The organism is Rhodohalobacter mucosus, assembly GCF_003150675.1.
GTDB lineage: Bacteria > Bacteroidota > Rhodothermia > Balneolales > Balneolaceae > Rhodohalobacter > Rhodohalobacter mucosus.
The window spans coordinates 86,841-108,669 of sequence record NZ_QGGB01000008.1 but is presented as its reverse complement, the minus strand read 5'-3'; the positions used below and the strand labels follow the sequence as shown (position 1 = coordinate 108,669).

Annotated in this window: 15 protein-coding genes; 12 read left to right on the top strand and 3 right to left on the bottom strand. The window is 48.9% G+C overall.

The features are described from left to right. The first annotated feature begins 30 nt into the window (after window positions 1-30). The 6 genes from eno (at window position 31) to DDZ15_RS11590 (ending at window position 6,864) form a co-directional block, all read left to right on the top strand. Window positions 31-1,317, top strand: a complete 1,287-nt coding sequence (eno, locus tag DDZ15_RS11615; RefSeq protein WP_109647272.1) for a phosphopyruvate hydratase — start codon at window positions 31-33, stop codon at window positions 1,315-1,317. A 199-nt stretch (window positions 1,318-1,516) separates the two neighbouring features. Next, entirely contained in the window at window positions 1,517-2,767 is a 1,251-nt protein-coding gene (locus tag DDZ15_RS11610; protein ID WP_109647271.1) for an MFS transporter, read from the top strand. Beyond that, window positions 2,767-4,269: an alpha,alpha-trehalase TreF gene (gene treF / locus DDZ15_RS11605; protein ID WP_109647270.1), complete on the top strand. Its 1,503-nt coding sequence runs from the start codon at window positions 2,767-2,769 to the stop codon at window positions 4,267-4,269. The genes DDZ15_RS11610 and treF overlap by 1 nt, the downstream gene beginning before the upstream one ends. A 121-nt stretch (window positions 4,270-4,390) precedes the next feature. Then, window positions 4,391-5,521, top strand: coding sequence for a DNA replication/repair protein RecF (gene recF, locus DDZ15_RS11600; RefSeq protein ID WP_109647269.1), 1,131 nt, complete (start codon window positions 4,391-4,393; stop codon window positions 5,519-5,521). Continuing rightward, window positions 5,521-5,829 (top strand): DciA family protein, encoded by a 309-nt coding sequence (locus DDZ15_RS11595; protein ID WP_242979009.1) that lies wholly within the window; start codon window positions 5,521-5,523, stop codon window positions 5,827-5,829. The genes recF and DDZ15_RS11595 overlap by 1 nt, the downstream gene beginning before the upstream one ends. A gap of 27 nt (window positions 5,830-5,856) precedes the next feature. Beyond that, entirely contained in the window at window positions 5,857-6,864 is a 1,008-nt protein-coding gene (locus DDZ15_RS11590; RefSeq protein WP_109647268.1) for a CdaR family protein, read from the top strand. 29 nt (window positions 6,865-6,893) lie between these two features. Here DDZ15_RS11590 and DDZ15_RS11585 read toward each other — a convergent pair whose 3' ends face one another. Beyond that, complete coding sequence (locus DDZ15_RS11585) at window positions 6,894-8,141, bottom strand: 4-hydroxy-3-methylbut-2-enyl diphosphate reductase (protein ID WP_109647267.1); 1,248 nt, start codon at window positions 8,139-8,141, stop codon at window positions 6,894-6,896. Between the two features lie 158 nt (window positions 8,142-8,299). Between DDZ15_RS11585 and DDZ15_RS11580 the strand changes: the two genes are divergently transcribed. Together DDZ15_RS11580 and DDZ15_RS11575 are read left to right on the top strand one after the other, a co-directional pair. Continuing rightward, window positions 8,300-11,143: a M16 family metallopeptidase gene (locus tag DDZ15_RS11580; protein ID WP_423242074.1), complete on the top strand. Its 2,844-nt coding sequence runs from the start codon at window positions 8,300-8,302 to the stop codon at window positions 11,141-11,143. A gap of 420 nt (window positions 11,144-11,563) precedes the next feature. After that, window positions 11,564-12,856 (top strand): DEAD/DEAH box helicase, encoded by a 1,293-nt coding sequence (locus tag DDZ15_RS11575; RefSeq protein WP_158278694.1) that lies wholly within the window; start codon window positions 11,564-11,566, stop codon window positions 12,854-12,856. Window positions 12,857-12,916: 60 nt separating this feature from the next. Here the strand turns inward: DDZ15_RS11575 and DDZ15_RS11570 are convergent, their stop codons facing one another. Next, window positions 12,917-15,442: a M14 family metallopeptidase gene (locus DDZ15_RS11570; RefSeq protein ID WP_109647265.1), complete on the bottom strand. Its 2,526-nt coding sequence runs from the start codon at window positions 15,440-15,442 to the stop codon at window positions 12,917-12,919. Between the two features lie 90 nt (window positions 15,443-15,532). Here DDZ15_RS11570 and DDZ15_RS11565 point away from each other — a divergent pair, with 90 nt between their 5' ends. After that, the gene (locus DDZ15_RS11565) at window positions 15,533-17,437 is read left to right on the top strand and encodes a bifunctional metallophosphatase/5'-nucleotidase (RefSeq protein WP_109647264.1); all 1,905 of its coding nucleotides are present in this window, start codon (window positions 15,533-15,535) and stop codon (window positions 17,435-17,437) included. Window positions 17,438-17,629: 192 nt separating this feature from the next. Next, window positions 17,630-18,511 carry a sterol desaturase family protein gene (locus tag DDZ15_RS11560; protein WP_109647263.1) on the top strand — a complete coding sequence of 294 codons (882 nt, stop codon included), beginning with the start codon at window positions 17,630-17,632 and terminating at the stop codon, window positions 18,509-18,511. A gap of 152 nt (window positions 18,512-18,663) precedes the next feature. Here DDZ15_RS11560 and DDZ15_RS11555 read toward each other — a convergent pair whose 3' ends face one another. Then, window positions 18,664-18,858 carry a hypothetical protein gene (locus DDZ15_RS11555; protein ID WP_146198578.1) on the bottom strand — a complete coding sequence of 65 codons (195 nt, stop codon included), beginning with the start codon at window positions 18,856-18,858 and terminating at the stop codon, window positions 18,664-18,666. Window positions 18,859-18,912: 54 nt separating this feature from the next. On the opposite strand from DDZ15_RS11555, the gene DDZ15_RS11550 reads away from it, so the two are divergent. Both DDZ15_RS11550 and DDZ15_RS11545 read left to right on the top strand, forming a co-directional pair. Continuing rightward, window positions 18,913-19,212, top strand: coding sequence for a GNAT family N-acetyltransferase (locus tag DDZ15_RS11550; protein WP_109647261.1), 300 nt, complete (start codon window positions 18,913-18,915; stop codon window positions 19,210-19,212). A 95-nt stretch (window positions 19,213-19,307) separates the two neighbouring features. Continuing rightward, window positions 19,308-21,725 carry a zinc-dependent metalloprotease gene (locus DDZ15_RS11545; RefSeq protein ID WP_109647260.1) on the top strand — a complete coding sequence of 806 codons (2,418 nt, stop codon included), beginning with the start codon at window positions 19,308-19,310 and terminating at the stop codon, window positions 21,723-21,725. The last annotated feature ends 104 nt before the right edge of the window (window positions 21,726-21,829 follow it).

Sequence of the window (21,829 nt, the reverse complement as noted above, 5' to 3'; positions counted from 1 at the left end):
CGATATATAAACTAACCGAAAAAAACGATTATGAGTTTAATTGAAGAGATTCATGCGAGACAAATTCTGGACTCGCGCGGCAATCCAACTGTAGAAGTGGATGTAGCCCTGACAAATGGGATTGTGGGCAGGGCGGCTGTTCCATCCGGTGCATCTACCGGAGAGCACGAAGCTGTTGAGCTGCGTGACAATGAAAAAGACTATTTTATGGGCAAAAGTGTTAAACAGGCTGTTGAGAACGTAAACGGTACTTTGGCTGATGAGCTTACCGGTTATCCTGTTTACCTGCAGACCGAGATCGACCAGATGATGATTCAGCTGGACGGTACCCAGAACAAATCGAAGCTTGGCGCAAATGCAATACTGGGCGTATCGATGGCTGTAGCAAAGGCAGCCGCCCAAACCACCGGACTGCCGCTCTGGAGATATCTTGGCGGGATCAACGCAAAAGTGCTGCCGCTTCCGATGATGAACATCATTAACGGTGGATCGCACGCTGATAACAATGTGGATCCCCAGGAATTTATGGTGATGCCTGCAGGTGCTAAATCATACAGCCGGGCTGTACAGATGGGAGCGGAAATTTTCCATAATCTGAAAAAAGTATTGTCAGACAAAGGATATAACACCGCTGTGGGTGATGAAGGCGGGTTTGCACCCAACCTGAAGTCGAATGAGGAGGCTGTTGAGGTGATTTTAACCGCAATCGAAAAGGCAGGATATACCCCGGGCGATGACGTTCTTATCGCACTTGATCCTGCAGCATCAGAGTTCTACAATGCAGAATCGGGTCTTTATGAGTTCAAATGGAGCGATGGTTCAAAACGCGATGCCGATGCGATGGTGGAGTACTGGGTGGAGTGGGCTGAAAAATATCCCATTGTTTCTATCGAAGACGGCATGTATGAAGATGACTGGGACGGCTGGAAAATGCTGACCGATGCCCTTGGAAGCAAAGTTCAGCTTGTGGGTGACGACCTCTTTGTGACCAATACAAACCGACTGGCTGATGGAATCAACAAAGGTGTAGGAAATTCAATACTGATCAAGGTGAACCAGATCGGGACCCTCACTGAGACGTTTGATGCCATCGAAATGGCTCATAAGAATGATTATACAGCTGTGGTATCGCATCGCTCGGGCGAAACGGAGGATACCACAATTGCCGATATAGCAGTTGCCACCAATGCCGGCCAAATTAAAACAGGTTCCATGAGCCGGACCGACAGAATTGCGAAATACAACCAGCTTTTCAGAATCGAAGAAGAGCTGGGTGAAAGCGCAATATTTCTAGGCAAGGACGCATTCGGTTTCTGAGATCGTATCTTTGATTAATGGTTCTCCATCAGGAATAGGGAGTGGCACAGGCTGCTCCCTTTTTTTTGCCATTCTCTTTTCTCCGGATGCATTTTTGCGGTATTTGAGGAATAAAAGTTTGAAGTATGCCGGTCGGAAAGTAACTTTTCTCTCTACATAACGACTGTCTGTTTCTTCTCAATACAACCCGGGCCGCATCATGAAATACTGGAAACTGAAGCTTTCCCTGATAATCAACTATATCATTTTTGCGATACTGCTCAACAGTGTCGGTGTGGTGATCCTGCAGGTGATCAATGATTTTGGAGTTAATCCGGAATCGGCCAGTGTGCTTGAAGCCTGGAAAGATCTGTCCATAGCCATCGCCTCCTTTTTGCTGGCCTCGTACATTCCCAGGTTCGGGTATAAGCGTGCAATGATTACCGGTTTAAGCGTGGTAATTATTGGCAGTATCATGATGCCACTGTTTGGGGGCTTTGCAATGTCGCAGATGCTCTTTGCCATGGTGGGCGTCAGCTTTGCACTCATAAAAATATCTGTCTACTCAACCGTGAGCCTGGTTACGGATAACGCCAATGAGCACGCCAGTTTTATGAGTATTCTGGAGGGGTTCTTTATGATTGGTGTGCTCAGCGGATTCTGGCTGTTCGGCTTTTTTATTGATATCGCCAACAGCAGCGACTCAATTACGTGGCTCGACACATACTGGGTGCTTGCAGGCATCGGTGCGATGGCGCTGATTCTGCTGCTGAGTACCGAACTGGATGAAAGCTCCATCAAAACAGAGACCGACAATCCTCTTCAGGATTTCAAGGATATGATCGGGCTGATTAAGTACGCGGTCGTCATCTTTTTCATTCTTGGAGCTTTTCTCTATGTGTATATCGAACAGGCGATCAACACATGGCTGCCTACATTTAATTACCAGGTACTTCAGCTGCCCGACGCAATCAGTGTACAGATTACCAGTATTTATGCGGGAGCACTTGCAGCGGGCCGTATTCTCGGCGGATACGTTATGAAAAAACTGAACTGGTTTTATGTGCTGCAAACCAGCCTTATTATGGCTTCGGTTCTGGTGCTTCTGGTGCTTCCGCTTACTATTGGAATTGAACCGGGATCTATAACCGGTTGGGCAGAAGTACCTTTTGCCGCCTATGTGCTGCCTGCAATCGGTCTTTTTCTTGCTCCAATTTACCCTACGCTCAGTTCATCAATTTTGAGTGCCCTTCCCAAAAACAGACAGAGCGGTATGACGGGGCTTATCGTGATTTTCTCAGCACTGGGCGGTACAAGCGGGTCTATGGTTACCGGGTTTCTGTTCGGACGACTGGACGGACAAACAGCATTCTATTTTACACTGGTGCCGCTTGTGCTCCTTTTTTTGATACTGATACCCTACAGGAGAAAGCGCGAACAATTTGATTTAAACAATAAAACCGCAGAATAATGGATAACAGTCACGTAAGACCCTATATCCAGCTGTCAGGAGAACTGTTTGAAGCCGTACAGAAGGCACGAATCTTTTCAGATTCGAAACACTTTGTGGATATGACACCGGTTGGGGATCCCGAAGATATTAAACGGATGTATCAGGAAGAGAAAGATGAACCGGATTTTGACCTCAAAGAATTTGTGAACAGGCATTTCAGCGGCCCTTCTTCATCTGGAGAAGGCGTTCAAATCGAACAAAAAGCGTCGTGCCGTGACCATATCCGCGAGCTTTGGCCGTCACTTTTCAGATCGCCCGACAGCGGCGTAAAACCCGGCAGCACACTCCTTCCCCTTCCCAAGCCGTATGTGGTACCCGGAGGCCGGTTTCGCGAAATTTACTATTGGGACAGTTATTTTACGGCTCAGGGCCTGAATGCTGACGGATATCCGGATATGGTGCTTGCCATGGCAGAAAATTTTCGGCACCTGATAAACACTACCGGCCACATTCCCAATGGAAACAGGGCGTACTACCTTAGCCGGTCCCAGCCTCCTTTTTTTGCTCCGATGGCCGATATGGTTGTAACGCTTCACGGCAGCGAAAAAATAAGGAGCTTTCTGCCCGCGGTCGAAAAAGAGTACATGTTCTGGATGGATGAAACAGGTGGCACGGGGCGTCGCTCCGTAAAAGTCGAAACAGAGTCGGGCCCCGTTACATTGAACAGATACTGGGATGACTTTCCGGCACCCCGCGAAGAGTCCTGGTATGAGGACATGAAGCTTGCAGAAGATTTTCCAACAGATCAGCGAGAGAAACTGTTTCGCAATATTCGCGCAGCGTGTGAATCGGGCTGGGATTTCAGCAGCCGGTGGTTCGCCGATGTTATGAATCTTTCGAGCATGGAGACGACCAATATTTTACCTGTTGACCTGAACTCACTTATCTGGTATATGGAGGAAAAGCTTGCAGATTGGTACCGGGTTGAGGGAGAGACTGAAAAGGCGCAAAAATATACCCGTCTTGCTGCCATCAGGAAGAGTGCCATACAGGATCTGATGTGGAGTGATGAGAAAGGCTTCTTTTTTGACTATCGCATCGATGAACGTGAGATGACGGATATCTGGTCGCTGGCCGCGGTGTACCCACTCTATTTTGGTATGGCGGAGAAGTATCAGGCTGAATCTGTGGCATCACATCTGGAGAATAAATTTCTGAAAGACGGCGGACTGATAACCACCACCGTTGAAACAGGGCAGCAATGGGATTCACCGAATGGCTGGGCTCCGCTTCAATGGATGGCCTACAAAGGGCTGCAAAGATATGGATTGAATGATCTCGCACTTACCATTCGGTCGCGGTGGATGAAGCTGAACAAGTCGGTTTATTTGCGGACAGGCAAGATGGTAGAGAAATACAATGTTGAAGATCTGTCAAAGAAGGGAGGCGGGGGTGAATATCCGTTACAGGATGGCTTTGGCTGGTCTAATGGTGTATACAGTGCCCTTGCAATTGAGTAGATTCCATATACCTCCTGTTCGCCAAACCAGGATCTGCTGTCGTGAAGTTTTTCGTTATTCGAAAAATTGTGCGTATCGGTGTACATTACCGTGTTGATTATTTCACCTTTAAACCTGCCAGATGCGCATTAACCGGTTAAAGCTGACTCATTTCAGAAATCATGAGGAGACTGAGGTAAGGTTTGCCCCGCATCTGAATTTGATTACGGGTCCGAATGGCGCCGGGAAAACCAATCTGATCGATGCCATTCACTACTTATGCATGAGCCGCAGTTTTGTAACATCCAGCGATCAGTACGTTCCGCACCAGGATCATAAATATTTTATGGTGAACGGAGACTTTGAAGGTGAGATACGGGCATCTTTTAAAGTGAGCTGCAGCTACTCACGTGGCGAAGGTAAAAAGATTTTCGTCAATGACAGCCCGCTCGACCGTCTTTCTGACCTGATCGGGATGGTACCGGTTGTTGTGCTCAGCCCTGAAGACCTGAAACTGACAAGCGAAGGACCTGTGGAACGGCGTTCTTTTCTGGATGCGCTGATCAGTCAGATATCACCAAAATACCTGCGCGATCTGCTTCGATACCGAAAAATAAGAAAGCAGAGAAACAGGGTGTTGCAGGAAACCCGCGGTCCCGTATCTCTCGTGGAGTCGCTGCTGGAGCCCTGGAACGTGCAGCTTGTAGAAACGGGTTCAGCGATTATAGTTAAGCGCGCTGAAGTTCTGAACCAGTTTAAAAGGTACCTGGCACTGCAATACAGAACCATCTCCGGTTTCAACCTGGAACCATCGCTAACGTATCAAACTATTGTTGATGAACGGGAATCTGAAGATCATGTAAAAACGGAATTCAGCAGGTTGCTCGCTGAAAACTTTGAAAAAGAACTGGAAAGGGAGCAAACGATTATTGGGCCGCACCGGGATGAAATTGTATTTTACCTGGGTGATATGGAGCTTCGCAATTATGGATCGCAGGGTCAGCACCGCCTTTTCTCAATGGCGCTGAAGATGGCTCAGCTTTTTTATTATTCTGATGAGCTGGACGATCTGCCGATCATGCTTCTGGATGATGTATTTGGTAATCTGGATCAGGAAAAAACGGACATAATTACAGAAACGCTGAACCGTCACAAGGGTCAGACGTTCATCACCTCCGCAAATGATCGCCCTTTTTCAAAAGAACAGTTTACTGAGACGGATAATAATGCATGGTTTACCGTTTCGGCCGGAGAGGTAACACGGAAATTTTGATGGATAAGAATATGGCATTTGGCAGAAAACCACAGTCAATGAATCAGCTCCTCAGGGAGTTTTTGAAGAAAGTACCTCACCAGACAGAATTGAAAAGGGGAATGGTGCTTCATTTCTGGCCTGACGTTGTAGGTGAGAGAATCAGCTCTGTAACAAAGAATCTGCGTTTTGAGGGCAGTAAACTTATTTTACATGTAGAAAATGAAGCCTGGCGCCATGAAATTCACGCAAACAGATACTCGATTGCAAAGAAACTGAATGAGAAAGTAGGCTCTAAAGTGGTAAAAGAGATCGTTGTGCGTGCATAAGTCACCCGCTCATAGTACCTTCGAGAAATGAACATCTTTACTTTTATATCGGAACGCATAAAAGAGTTCTTCAAAAGCGGCAGCTCAGGAACACCCGAAGAAGGAGACGACTCCAATTTTTTTGGACGTGAACGGGTTATCGTATTTTCCATTGCATTTCTGATTGCAATGGGTCTGTGGTTTATGGTAAATCTGAGCCGTGAGTTCAATATCACTGTTGAGGTACCGATACAGCTTGTCAACCTGCCTGAAAATCTTGCTCTGAGCAGCGATATACCGGAACATGCATCCGTAAATGTGACGGGTGAGGGGTGGAACCTGCTTCCGGTATATACCAATCCTCCGCGCATCAGTATTGCTGCCGAAGCCAGGCAGATTAATCTCAACGAGCAGGTGCGTAATCAGATGGGGGCATTCTCAAATCTGAATATTTTGCAGGTTGATCCGGTTGTGATCACGATTGAAACGGAAGAAAAAGCGTCTAAACGCGTTCCAGTGGTCTCCAGTGTACAGCTTGATTTTCGAAGCCAGTTTGGCCTTTTGCAGGATCCCGCACTGGAGCCGGACAGCGTGACCGTGACGGCTGCAACATCCCGCCTGGATGAAATTGACTCATGGCAAACGGTTCAGACCGGTTTTGATGATATCAACCGCAGCTTTGAAGAAACTATTCAGCTTGAATCCGCAGAGTCTAATATTTCCGTTGAACCGACGGAAGTTACGCTTCGCGTGGATGTGTCGGAATATACAGAGGCTGAGGCGAGAATTCCTGTAAGAACCCGGAACCTGCCGGCCGGCAAGGCTGTCACGTACAATCCATCATCCGTTACAGTCAGGTTTGATGTTCCTATAGAGCTCTATTCCGATGTTCAGGGTACCCGTCCATTTTCCGTCTACGTAGACTACGAAGAGCTTGAAAGGGATACCACGGGATTTATTACACCACAGGTTGAGAAGATATCGGACGAATTCAACGTCAGACTCAGAAGCATCCAGCCAACGCGCGTTTCATATTTTAATATTATCCCGGATTGAAATGATCAGCTTAAGCAGTCTGCGGGCTCCTACTCCTCGACGGCTGACTCCTCAAATGGGCTGATCACATCTTCCACACTTCGCGCTTTTGGAAAGAAGGTGAGTATCTTTAACAGCACCTCATCAACCAGAACATCGGGGCATGAGGCCCCGGAAGTCAGCGCTATTTTCAGGCTGTTTCTCTCCTGAGGCAGCCAGTTTTCGGTGAGCATGATCTTTTTCTTCCATTGATTGAAGTGGTGAATTCGGTCTGGAGAATCAAACTCACCCGCATCGCGAATATGAAACGTAGGGCAGTGGTGCTCCAGAATTTCAACCAGGTGCATGGTATTCGAGGAGTTGTATCCGCCCACAACAACCGCAAGGTCCGGGTTTGCATCCGCAAGTGCATAGGTGGCCGACTGATTTTCGTTTGTGGCATAACACAGGGTGTCTGATGTGTCAGCGAAGTGATTTTGTACGTTCTCTTCGCCGAAGCGCTCACGGGCCGCCTCTTTCAGGATGTCCATCACTTTTTGGGTTTCGGTAGCCAGCATGGTGGTTTGGTTGATAACCCCGAAGTGCTCCAGGTCTTTAAGAGGGTTGAATCCTTCCGTACTTTTGTGGCCGAAATAGGTATCAAAATCGTCGAGCGGACGCTTTTCGGTCATGATCTCGGCAAGGATTTGCGCTTCTTCCGGATTGAGCACTACTACGACTGCCGAATGGTCGGCGCTGTGTGAAAAGGTTGCGCGGGTCTCCTCATGTTCATGCTTGCCATGTACAACCAGGCTATACCCTTTTTTACCCAGTTGATTCCCTCTTTTCCATACTTTTTCAACAAACGGGCAGGTGGTGTTGTACTGGTAGGGATCAATTCCTTTTGCCTGAAGCTGTTCCTGAATCTCAAGTGTGGTGCCGAAAGCAGGGACAATCACGATATCTTCCGCATCAAGGTCATCAAAAGGGATACGAATGCTGCCATCCGTTTCGAATAGAAATTTTACGCCTTTTTTCTCAAGATCTTCGTTCACCGTTGGATTGTGAATCATCTCACTGAGCAGGTAGATATTTTTCTCCGGATTCTGCTCTACCGTGCGATACGCAATATCGATGGCGTTTTCCACTCCGTAGCAAAAACCAAAGTGACGGGGAATCAAAAACGAAAGGGGCCCAAAATCAAGTTCTGTCGGGGAGAGATCTTTTTTTCTGGGATCGGTTATTTGATTTGCCTCCTTCACCTTTCGGATAACAGGAGAGCGATAGATATCTGGAATGTCAAATTCTTTACGGGCCATGTAAGGAGTGGATGCTCAATATTTCGTTTGCCTTAAGATACGAAGTTCATCAGAGAAACACGTGAAGCAGGAGAATGATTCACGCATCAGGTTGTAACAATCTTTATAACTTCTTGTCCGTCATTTCGTGTAACTTATGTTTCATATCACTCTTTATAATGATCCCACACACAGCAATTTTTATGAATTTTCTGAGATTATCAGCTTTTTTCGTTCTTTTATCTGCCCTGATACTGCAATCATCGTGCACTCCGCCGGGGCAGAAGGATTTTTCTGTGGATTATGAAAAATTTGTTCTCGACAACGGATTGGAGGTCATTTTTCACAAGGACGATTCGGATCCTGTAACGGCTGTTGCCCTCACGTTCCATGTTGGTTCCGCGCGAGAACTGCCCGGAAGAACCGGGTTTGCCCATCTTTTTGAGCATCTTCTCTTTCTTGAGTCTGAAAACCTGGGCCGTGGCGGACTGGATCAAATGAGCAGCCGGATTGGCGGCTCCGGAGCCAACGGGTCCACAAGCCGTGACCGCACGAATTACTTTCAGACCGTGCCTAATGATGCACTTGAAAAGATGATCTGGGCCGAAGCCGATAAATTGGGCTTTTTCATCAACACCGTAAATGAGATGGTTCTGGAGAAAGAGAAGCAGGTGGTAAAAAATGAGAAGCGTCAGGGTGTGGATAATGCACCATACGGACACACCGGCTATGTGATCGGCAAGAACCTCTATCCGGAAGACCACCCTTACAGCTGGCAGGTCATCGGGTCGCTGGATGATCTTCAGGCAGCTACCCTTGATGATGTCATCAATTTTTACAACACATGGTATGTACCGAACAATGCCACGCTCGTTATTGCGGGAGATTTCGACTCTGACCAGGCCCGTGAGTGGGTGCACAAGTACTTTGATGAAATCCCGGCCGGTGAAGAGATAGAGCCCCTTGCAACAAGAGGGTCGGACCTGTCGGAGATCAAAAAACTGTATCACGAAGACAATTATGCGCGCCTTCCGGAGCTGCGGCTTACATGGCCCGGTGTGGAGCTATACCACGACGACGCCTATGCGCTGGATATTCTAGCGCAGCTGCTATCAGACGGGAAAACAGCACCGCTTTATGAGGTAATTGTTGAAGAAGAAGAGCTGAGTTCCGGCGTGAGTATGTTCAGCGGAAACTCGGAACTGGCGGGTGAAATCACATTGCGCGTACGTGCGTTCGCTGAAACTGATCTCAACGACGTATATGCGGCCATTGAGAAAGGGTTTGCGCGATACGAAGAGAATGGATTTACGGAAAACGACCTGGTGCGGGTAAAGGCCGGTATTGAGACCGGTTTCTACAATGGCCTGCAGAGTGTTTTGGGCAAAGCCTTTCAGCTTGCGCAGTACAATATCTTTGCCGGTGACCCGGGATATATCAATGAGGATATCAGGAAAACGCTGGATGTGACGCTTGCAGACGTTCGCCGCGTATATGAGACTTATGTGAAAGACCAGCCGTTTGTTGCCACCAGTTTCGTGCCCCTTGGTGAAACGGAGCTTGTACTGGCGGGTTCTTCGGAAGCTGAAGTGGCTATCGAGGAGATCGTGGCTCAGGGTGAAGGGGAAGCATTTGAGCTCCCGGAAGATACTCCTTACGAGCGCACACCATCCTCGTTCGACCGAAGCGTTGAACCTCCGTATGGAGCCTCACCGGAGATACGTGTTCCGGAAGTTTGGACCGCTGAGAGCACGAACGGAATGAAAATTTATGGAATTGAAAATGATGAGCTCCCGCTTGTGCGGTTTAACCTGCGGATAGAGAGCGGCATGATAGCTGAGGATCCTGAAAAGATTGGTGTATCCAACCTGCTTGCAGAGATGCTGACCCGCGGAACGGCCAACAGAACACCGGCTGAGCTGGAGCAGGCGATTGACCTGCTGGGGGCGTCTATCAATGTCTCCTCGGGACGGCAGGACATCACATTATCTGCCAACACGCTGACGAAAAACTATGAAGAGACGCTGAAATTGGCGCAGGAAATACTGCTCGAGCCTCGCTGGGATGAGCGGGAATTTGAACTTGCCAGGCAGAGCGTGATCAGCCGGATCGCACAGCAGCAGTCGAGCCCGAATAGCATTGCCACCAATGAGTTTAACAAAGTGATTTACGGTGAGGATCACATCTTCTCCAGAAACCCCATCGGTACGGTTGAAAGTGTTGAGGCTATTACGATGGACGACCTGAAAGCTTACTATGAGGCATATGTGTCGCCCACGATAACAAGCATGCATGTAGCCGGTTCCGCAGGACGTGATGAGGTGGTAAGCTCGCTGGACGAGCTGAATGAGCTGTGGCAGCCTAAAGAGATCCCCAATACCTCTGTCATTTTTCCTGAAGGCAGAGAAGAGGCGGCTGTATTTTTCTATGATGTGCCCAATGCTTCGCAGTCGGTGCTAAGAATCGGGTACCTTTCCATGCCCGAAACCGATGAGGATTACTACCCGGCCGTGGTGATGAACTATAAGCTGGGCGGGGGAGGTTTTGCATCGCGCCTCACCCAGGAGCTTCGCGAAGGGAAAGGGTTTACGTACGGCATCGGATCCGGATTTTCCGGCACCAATGTGCCCGGCCCATTTATAATCAGCAGCGGTGTTCGAAGTAACGTTACGCTTGAGTCGCTCCAGTCAATCAAAACCATTCTGGAAGATTATCCCGAAACATTTACCCAGGAGGATCTTGAAAACACCAAAAGCTTTCTGCTCAAAAGCAACGCACGGGCGTTTGAAACGCTGGGTGCCAAACTGAACATTCTGGAAACCATGAGCATGAACGGCTGGGAGGCTGACTACATTACGCAACGTCAGCAAATTGTCCGGGATATGACGCTGGATGAAATTACGCGTCTTGCACGAACCTATGCCAATCCGGGCAAGATGGTATATGTGATTGTGGGAGACGCAAGAACCCAGCTTCCGCGGCTGAGACAGCTTGGCTATGGTGAACCCATACTGCTGAACTGAGATCGCAACTTCCAGGTAAACAGAAATCTATCTCGTATCTGGAAAGCAGTATAGAGAACTTTCTTTTATATATGCATATTTGCATGGCAAGGAAGTCAATTCTTATCCGTATCTTTGGGGCTTAAATCAACTGACGTTCAACGTTGACCTGCCCGCACGGTACCCTTTTTGCCTCTCTTCAGTAAGTACTCTTCTGAATGTTTGCATAACGCGCTATTAGATGGTCAGGAAGTATCTCCGCTTGATAATGAAAAAAAAATCTGCAAGCGGAGCGATGCGCGAGAAGAGCGACAGAAACATTCAATAAGCACATGCAAATAATGGCGTGGTAGCCGATTCGTCCTGCGACCTACAGGCTGCCGGATATGAATGGGTGCGCGTTCACGCAAATTCTTTGCTGCAATAATTCTATTCCAACACATGAAAAACAGTACATTTAGCGGGCTTAATATACGCCCGGAAATCATACAAGCTATAGACGAAATGGGTTTTGAAGCTCCTACACCGATCCAGGAGCGATCCATTCCGGTGATTTCTTCCGGCAGGGATATGGTGGGCCAGGCTCAAACGGGAACAGGAAAAACCGCCGCATTTGGTATTCCTGCCCTTCAGGCCGCCGACACTTCATCCGGACTGCCATCCATCTTGATTCTCTGTCCGACCCGTGAACTGGCCGTTCAGGTAACCGGCGAGCTGATCAAACTCTCAAAATACATGAACGGAATCTTTACAGTGCCTGTGTACGGCGGGCAGCCGATCAGCCGGCAGCTCAAAGCTCTCAAACGAGGTGCACAGATTGTTACCGGAACACCGGGCCGCGTAATTGACCACCTGAAACGCGGAACGCTGAAGCTGGATAACCTGAAAATGGTGATTCTGGACGAAGCGGATGAGATGCTGAATATGGGGTTCCGCGAAGATCTGGAAGAGATTCTCGGTTACAGTCACGGAAAATCCCAAACGGTGATGTTTTCAGCTACGGTCCCCAAACAGATCCGCAACATCATGAACCGGTGGATGGATAAGCCCGAAATGGTGAAAGTTGAAGGAAAGGCCGAAACGGCTGCAGGAATTGAACAGTATGTGATGGAGGTTCGGGATTCTGTTCGTACTGAAGCTGTAGAGCGTGTTATTTATATGGTTCAGCCGCGGCTTTCCCTGATTTTTTGCAACACGCGGCGGCTTTGCGATACCCTGGTGGAAGAGCTTAAATCCCGGGGTTTTACAGCAGATGCGCTGCATGGCGATATGTCGCAGCATATCCGGGATAAGGTAATGAACAACTTCCGGCGGGGAAATATTGAGATGCTGGTGGCAACGGATGTTGCAGCCAGAGGCCTGGACGTCGATAATGTGGACATAGTGTTTAACTACGACATTCCTCAGGATCCGGAATATTATGTGCACCGCATCGGACGGACCGGGCGTGCAGGCAAGAGCGGAATGGCCATCACATTTTCGTCGGGTAAAAAGCGGAAGAGAATTCGGTTTATTGAAAAAATTATCCGAACAAGGCTGGAGCCCATTCCGATGCCGACTCTGAAAGAGGTGGAGCTATCCAAAATGGACCGTGAACTTGATGATCTGATCGGTACGCTTCAAAAAGGCGGATTGCGTCCCTATATCGAGCAAATTGAACCGATAGCAGAACATGGATTCACCGCTATCGAAATTGCGGCGGCATTGTTTAAGATGAAAGTGGAAAAACAGTAGTGAGTTTTTAAGTCCTGAGTATTTTTATGATGTCGCTTTACTCAGGACTTACATTCAAAGTTAGTTTCCTACCAAAAAGATCGAATTGGCAAAAAGCAGTTTGCCGTTTTCCCAAAAGCCACGGAAAAGCGGATTGTCTATCATGTAAACAACTCTGCCTGATCCGTAATTTTGTACTCCGAAGGAGAGCGAATTTTCAATCATAGGCCGGGCCCCCGCTCCGGCAAAGCCGCTCCGCCAGGCATCGTCGCGAATGGTGCCTACGTTCCAGCCGGAAGAGAGATAATTGTATGAATCTGAGCTTAATTTAAGCGTGAAGTAGTCTTCATCATATCCAAAAGCGAGGGGATGGGTTGTATCAAGTTTTACATTAAAGATAGAGCCGGGTGTGCTGTTGGCAGCACTCCGCCGTGCACGGTCTCCGTAGGGCTCCAGCATCTCATCAACTTTCGGTTCTTCGGCATCCTGAGCCTTTCTTTCAAGCTGAAATCCGTTGCGCCCGGTAAAATAGGAATTGGCCCTGCCAACCGTAATCAATGTGCCGCCCCCGCGCACCCAGGTAGATACTTGTTCCATTGCGCTGTCGCTCAGAACGCCACCGTAAAAACCGGACGGTACGATCAGCTTATTGAATGAGCTCAGGTCTGTACGCGCAAAATCGTCTGTATTGATAAGGGTAACGGGATAGCCCAGCTGCTGATCAAAATAGTGCCAGATCTCGCCAACATTCAGTGAGGAAGTCCCTTCACCGGATATCACTGCAACAGATGGTTTTTGAATGAAGCTGACGGTATTGGAGCCAAAATCAGAGCCTGACTCAACAAACCCGGTTGCAGAACCGGTCAACGACCGTTCATGGTTTGCCGCCGATTCACGAATTATGTCGTCGAAACGATCACCAAGATGGGTGTTGTTCCCCCTCGGAATAATGAGCGTTCCTCGGTCGTACTGTTCGCCGTTAATTTCGAAATCCCTGGTGGCAAATCGTGACTTCACGCCCTTTTCGGTGATTTCTGCCAGGAAACGGGCATCGTCCATGCTATCCCAGCGAACAAGCCATGCGTAGGGGCGTTCAGGGCCGCTGTTAACTGGAGTTCGTACATCTTCAGGCGTGATTCCCATTTCGGGTGTCATATCCGATTCCAGGGCAAATCCCTCAACACCGAACCTGTAGTGGGCTTCCCAGGCGGTAATGTCGTAGGTAAGAGAGTCAGACAGTTCAGGGTTGGGTTCAAAATACACCCTTGCAAGCTGACCCTGCGCCTGGCGTACACTCACCACAATATCGTCTTCGCTTATACTGACACTGCCTGTCTGACCTGTACTGTAGTCGTATCCGCGTGTATTATCTGATGATCCTGCCGTTCCGTAGCGGATATTTTGCGAATCCAGAAATTTAAGGAGATGGTACAGCTTGTCCGGATCACTGTCTCTTTTTACCACGAAGGATCTCCATGCACCGGCAGGATTATTGACTGCATCGTCAAAGTATTGTTCAAACTCACTGACCACGCGATCGGCATTATTGGCGGTTGCCTCAACAGTCGACATCCCGCTTACGTGGTGATGGGTGAGCCGGTCTTTCAGCGTCAGTGTGTCGCCCGTTTCCGTTAAAACGGCCAGGCCGGCGCTTCCGCCACCCGCTTTTTCATAAGTCATGCCAATGGCACCGTTGTAGGTTGGCCAGGTATCGCCATAACTGGGATAGAACAGGTCAAAAACTTCCCGGGTATAATAGAGCCATCCCTCTTCGTCAAAATAGCGGGTATGGTTGAGGCCGATCATCGTCTGAAACTCTGTCTGCCATTCGGTAATCACACTGTGATAGGGTTTGGCTGCGGGTGCAAAATAGTAGGGAGAATTGTAGCCCATTTCATGGAAGTCGACGTGCACATGCGGCATCCACTGGTGGTACACTTTAATACGGTGTCTTGTTTCTTTTTGTGTTTGCCATGCCCAGTCGCGGTTCATGTCAAAATAGTAGTGATTGGATCGGCCGCCGGGCCACGGTTCGCGGTGTTCGCGGGCTGCGGGATCAGGGTTTACGGTGGTTCCAACCACGCTCTTGTACCAGTTCACGTATCGGTCGCGACCATCCGGATTGATCATTGGATCCATGACGACAACGGTGGATTCGAGCCACTGCTTCGATTCACTGTTTGAGGGATTCACAAGCTCAAAGAGCGTCATCATAGCCGCTTCACTGCTCGACGTTTCATTGCCGTGCACGTTATAGCTGAGCCATACGATCGCTTTTTTGTTTTCAGTGGGTTCACCGTCCTCAAGACCTGCGAGCCTGAGGTTATTCATGCGGATCTCTTCCAGATTCTCGTGGTTATCACGGGAAGTAATAATCAGATAAACAAGTTCACGGTGTTCATTCGTGGTTCCATACTGCTGAATTGTAGCCAGGTCTGAATGTTCCGCTACGTGGGATACATAACTGAGTACGCGATGGTGGGGTGTCCAGCGGTCGCCGAGTTCATATCCGAGAAATTCCTCAGGTGATTGAAGCTGTGCAAATGCCGCGGATGCGATGAAGCAAAATGCCAGAAGGCTGCTCAAAAATAGTGTCTGTTTTTGCATGATGTTTTGTAGGTTATTTTAGTCCCGCATGAATAATTGACTAGTACGGTAACTTAATCAAAACCGTTAATTGCTAAAAGCTGAAAAGAATTGAAAAGCATTTTACGGACTCTCCCGATACTGTTTTTTTTACTTACTCTTACGCATGCGGATGCTCAGGAGCTGCGTGTGACCATTTTGCATACCAATGATGAGCATTCGCACCTTATTCCCATTCCCGCTGCTGATGACCATCCGGAACTGAAGGATCCCTCTATCGGGGGATTTGCGAGGCTGGCATCTGCTGCTAACCGGATAAAGGCTGAGAAGAAGGAATCGGGCGAACCTGTACTGATGTTTTCAGGCGGCGACATCCTGGGTGGCCCTGCTTTTGGCTGGCTTCCCCTGATGGAGGATGTAACTCCTGAGCTTTCACTGATGAGGATGATTGGATACGATGCCGCAGTAATCGGCAACCACGAGTTTGATTACGGGACTGAGGTGCTGGCAGCCTACTACAGGGATGCAGGATATGGAGAGCGGGAAGATCTGCGGCCCGCCATACTCGGAAGCAATATACGTCCGCCGTCCGGTCATCCGCTTGCTGAAACCAGCATACGGAACCATGTAGTTCTGGAACTTGAAAATGGGTTGAAAGCAGGTGTGTTTGGAATCATCGGAAATGATGCCATAAACAAAACGGCTCACCCTGAACCGGTGGAGTTTGACGACCCGGTCGAATCAGCACGCAGAGCGGTAAAGGTACTGCTGGAAGAGGAAGTTGATTTTATTATTGCCGTCAATCATGCCGGTCTGAGTGAAGACCGTGTACTTGCGGAGACGATTCCAGAGCTGGATGTGATTGTCAGCGGACACTCCCATACCGTGTTGCAGGAGCCTGTTTATGCCGGCAATGCAGTCATTGTTCAGGCCGGCAGCTATCTGAGCCATCTGGGGGTTCTGGAGCTTGCTATTGACCCGGAGAGCGGTGAGGTAACCGTTCTCAATGAGGCGAACGGCACTCCGTTTCTGACCGAACTGAATGACTCAGTTCCTGAAGATGAGCATGTGAAGGCGGAAGTGGAGAGGTACAGGGTGCTTCTGAATGAGTGGGTTTCGGACCTTACCGAAGGCCGCATTGAGCAGATAACCCAGCCCATTGCAAAGCTGCCGTTTGTCATTCAGAGAAGTGAACCTCAAAGCGAAGCGCCCATCGGTAATTTTATTACCGATGCCATGAAATATGCGGCGGAAGAAGCGCTGGGGAAACCCATTGACATTGCGGTTCAGGCAAACGGGGCAATCCGGAGCAATATCAGGCCGGGTACGCAGGAGTGGAGCCGGAATCTTGTGACGTTTTATGATATGATGATGGCTGTGGGATTGGGTTCAGGAAGCGATGGTAACCCGGGATACCCGCTGGTGTCTTTCCATATCACCGAGGACGAAGTGAGGCGCGCACTGGAGGTGTCGGTGCTTCTGTCGGAGCTGCTGGGCAACAACTATTATCTGCAGTTTTCCGGTATGCAGATGCTCTATGACCCTTCCCGGGCGGTGCTTTTTCACATACCATTTACCGATACACCGATCCCGACATCGCGTGCCGTTCTGAGTGCGGAACTTGAGACCGGGACGGATAGCCTTAACAGGCTTGAAAAGGGAAGCAACCGCCTGTTGCACGTGGTAACGGATTACTACATAGCGGGTTTTCTGCCAATGGTCGGTGATTTTGTGCCAAACCTTGCAATCGAACTAAAGGACGAAACCGGCGAGCCTATTTTGCTTGACGATGCTATTATTGAAAAAGACGGATCCCAGCTGAAAGTATGGCAGGCTGTATTGGGTTACACCCTGAGCTTCGGTGCGGATGAAGAAGGACTTCCCGTCATACCCGACCGGTACAGTACACCTGAGGGGCGTCAGGTTGAGGTGTATACCCTGCCGCTGTGGGTCTGGCCGCTTGTTGCAATTTTTATTGTGGTTTCGGTAATTGTCCTCATCATTAAAAGAAAGTGATTTGAACGTTGAGTACGAAGGAATTGGTTTTTTAGAATAACGTAAGTTTGATGAAGAGTGTCCCCCGTTTCTTATTGGGTCTCGAACGGTAAGGGGGGGGCATTCCTGTTCATTTCTTTATCTCGAACCGACGTAAAATTAAGTGGTTACCACACGGTACATGTAGGTTGACTGCTTAGTATAATTGGCCTTATGGAATCTATAATTGATTTTTTTGAAGATATTCCCACAGTCTGGCGGGCAACCATTCTGATTGGGGGGATTTTCATTTTCTGGGTGGCGGAAGGTGTTATACCGCTGTTTCAGTTTACCTACAACAAGGTCAGGCACGCCGGTATCAACCTCACTTTTACCCTCTTTACGGCCATTATCGGTTTCGGCCTGGCGGGTGTGCTCTATTTCACGTCCACATGGGTTACACAGAATGAATTCGGTCTTCTCTGGCTGGTGGAACTGCCTCTCTGGGCCAAAATTATCCTGGGCGTCATGCTGCTCGATTTTATCGGTGCCTATTTTGTCCACTGGGTGGAGCATAAAGTGAAATGGATGTGGAAATTTCACCTGGTTCACCATTCGGATACCACTGTGGATGTGACAACAGGCCTTCGCCATCACCCCGGCGAGACGGTATTCCGCATCTTTTTTACCATTATGGGGGTCTTGCTTATCGGCGTGCCGATCGGCATTGTTATGCTTTATCAAAGTATTTCCGTTCTCTTTGCACACATCACACACGCCAATATCAACATGCCAAGAAATGTGGATCGGGCGCTCTCCTGGGTCTTTGTAACACCGCACATGCATAAGGTGCACCATCACTACGCACAGCCGCTTACCGACACAAACTACGGCAATATATTTGCCATATGGGATCGTCTTTTCGGCACCTTCGCAGAGGTGGAGGATACCCGCGACCTTACGTACGGGATCGATACCCACATGGACCCTGAGGAAAATGACCGTTTGGCCAATTTGCTGAAAATACCTTTTCAGTCGTACCGCCCCCCTGTAGGCTCAAAGTTTGGTGAGGATGTTGAGATAAGTGTCAGTAATGACGATCGGGATAATCCATGAGTGGAGCAGGTTTACAGGGCATACTTGAATGTAACCGTAAGCGACCTTGCTGTTTCGGAAGAGAAACACATCATATTCGCAGTTTCTCAGGCGGAAGAATCAACGTTGTATCAGTTTGATATTCCTGAATTGAATAATTGATTAACTTCACTTCAGGCCAGGAGTCCGAAAAATTCCGGGTCAAACAGATAGGCATAGGTGAGTGTGAGTGCGATGCCGGTGATAAGCCAAAGCCACCAGCCTTTATTTCTTTTGAACAGCTTGACAAGGCCGACAAGCAGTGAAGCCGCGCCCGCAGCCAGAAGCAGGTATTGTGCTATTTGAATAGTGAGTTCGGGCATAGGCATTCCGAAAGCTTTATTTTAAGCGAATATATCAAATAAACAAAATAGTGAGCTAACATGTCTGAAAAAATTCAGGTTAAGGATAATAAAGAGAAGAAAAGGTTTGAACTGGAGAGGGAAGGTAAAACGTCCTTTGTTGACTACATTCTGACCAACCAGGGAACGATCTACCTTACGCACACAGAGGTGCCGAAAGAGCTGGAGGGGCAGGGAATTGCTTCGGATTTGCTTTCAGGGGTGTTTCAAGTCGTGTCGGAGAGAGAACTTAGTGTAGTGCCGATCTGTCCGTTTGTTAAATCGTGGCTTTCCAGGAATCCGGATTGGAAGAGACTGCTGCATGAAAACCACAGGTTCTGATTTTGTTAAAAATTTATAGATACTGCTGGATTTCCCACATTCATCGAGATTTTTCGTTTCTTCCCGTATCCAAAAAAATTAAATAAGTTAATCCCATGCGACGTACCAAACTTCTGTATATCCTCCTTCTGCCAGCTTTTTTTGCCATCTCTTGTAAATCAGCCGAGTCGGTAAGCGAACGCCCGTCATCCCAGCGTTCAGCGGAATCTTCGAACGATTACAGCACCATTACCGGCGGCGATGCGGTCAGCGCAGACGGTGTGGTTGATATTCATTACAAGGACGATAAAATTTATTATGAAATTCCCGATTCGCTTTTTGGCCGTGACTTTCTGATGGTAAGCCGCGTGGCATCTGTCCCCTCCAACTTTTTTGGATTCACCAGCAGCGGATCGAAAACGGCCGAACAGGTTGTAATTTTTGAGAAGGTGCGGGATAAGGTAACCCTGCGTCAGCGCTCCTATAATGCGGTAGCGGCCGATTCCCTGCCGATTTCCCGTTCGGTGAGAGCCAACAATTTTGAGCCTGTGATTGCCACCTTCGACATTCAGGCAACCAATCCGGAAACGGGAGCTTCGGTCATTGAAATCAATCCGCTGTTTGAAACCGATGTACCGGCGATTTCGGGCATGCAGGGTTGGCTGCGATCACGCTACCAGGTTCGCCGCCTCGACACCGGACGAAGTTATATTGACACGGTCCGTACGTTTCCGCTCAATGTTGAGGCACGTCATGTCATGACCTATGAAGCGATGAACCCACCCTCTGCAAGCGGAACCAACACCATTTCCCTGCTGATGAATCAATCGATGGTGCTCCTTCCCAAAGAGCCGATGAAGCCTCGTCACCACGACTACCGGGTAGGTTGGTTTACGGTTAATCAGCTTGATTTTAATTCGGACGCTCAGAAAGCCGATACCCGGTCGCTTATCCGGCGCTGGAGGCTGGAACCTTCCGATCCGGAGGCCTATTTCAGGGGTGAACTGGTGGAACCGGTGAAACCGATCGTCTATTATGTGGATCCCGGAACCCCCGAGGAGTATCGCGAGGCGGTAATTCAGGGTGTGGAAGACTGGAACGTGGCATTTGAAGAGGCCGGATTTAAAAATGCCATTCAGGCCAAGCTTCCTCCTACCGAGGAGGAAGATCCGAACTTTGAGCCGGAAGATATCCGCTATAACATGGTGCGCTGGATTGCAAACACCACAAGAAATGCCACAGGGCCCAGCACTACCGACCCAAGAACCGGCGAGATCATAGCAAGTGATATTATCTGGTATCACAATCACATCCGATCCTACCGGAACCGGCTGATGCTCGAAACAGGAGCTGCCAATCCGGATGCCAGAAGCCTTCCCATTGATAATGACTATCTGATGGAAGCCATTCGCCAGGTTATTGCACATGAAATTGGTCATGCGATAGGGCTGCCGCACAACATGAAAGCAAACTCTTCCTACCCGGTCGATTCCCTACGGTCACCTTCGTTTACGGCAGAATATGGTGTTTCAGCTTCCGTGATGGATTATGCACGGCAGAACTACATCGCCCAGCCGGGTGACGGGGTGGAACGATTTATCCGGAAAATAGGCCCATACGATAAATATGCCGTTAATTGGGGGTATAGGATTATTCCGGGTGCGGAAACGCCAGAGGAGGAGATACCGACGCTAAGAGAGTGGATTATGGAGAAAGCGAATGACCCGATGTACCGGTTCGGCACGTCAACCGGGTACGATCCCTCGGCGCAAACCGAAGCACTGTCAGATGATCCGGTTCAGGCATCCACATATGGAATGATGAATCTGCAGCGTGTCATCCCGAATCTGATCGAGTGGACATCCCGCCCGGGTAGAAACTATGAAGATCTGGAAGAGATTTACGGCGAGCTGATAGGACAGTGGAATCGGTACGTGAATCATGTGATCACCAACATTGGCGGTGTGTATGTAGAGCGGATCACAACCGATCAGGAAGGTGATGTATTTCGCCCGGTATCCAGGGAATATCAGCAAAAAGCGATGCAGTTCATGATTGATAACGCATTCAGCACGCCCGACTGGCTGCTTAACGCGGAAATCCTTCGTAATATCGAACATGCAGGCGCAATTGAGCGAATCCAGAATCTACAGGGCCGGCAACTGGCAAATGTGATGAGCACCTCACGAATGATACGTCTAATTGAGGATGAGGCATTTCGGGGAGATGAAGCGTATGCACCTGCGGAGATGCTCGAAGACCTGCGAAACGGTATCTGGAGCGAACTCTCCACGGGCGACTCAATTGATGTTTATCGAAGAAACCTTCAGCGTGTTTATATTCATTTGGTCGGGCAGACGATGGAAAGCGAGGATGAGCTTGCGGTCGGCAGTGATATTAAAGCGATGCTCAGGGCAGAACTCAATGAACTGCAGGATCTGGTGGAAGGGGCGGCCGATGGTTCATCCGACCGTGCCACACGCGTTCACCTGAATGATGTGAAGGAACGGATTGCCGATATCCTGGAAGGATAGATTGCAGGTATTCCAAACCTTGTAAATGCAGCCGGAAAAATATTTCGGCTGCACATAAAAAATAGAGTTAGCCGATAATTACGCCGCCAAAATCCCTCTCCGGG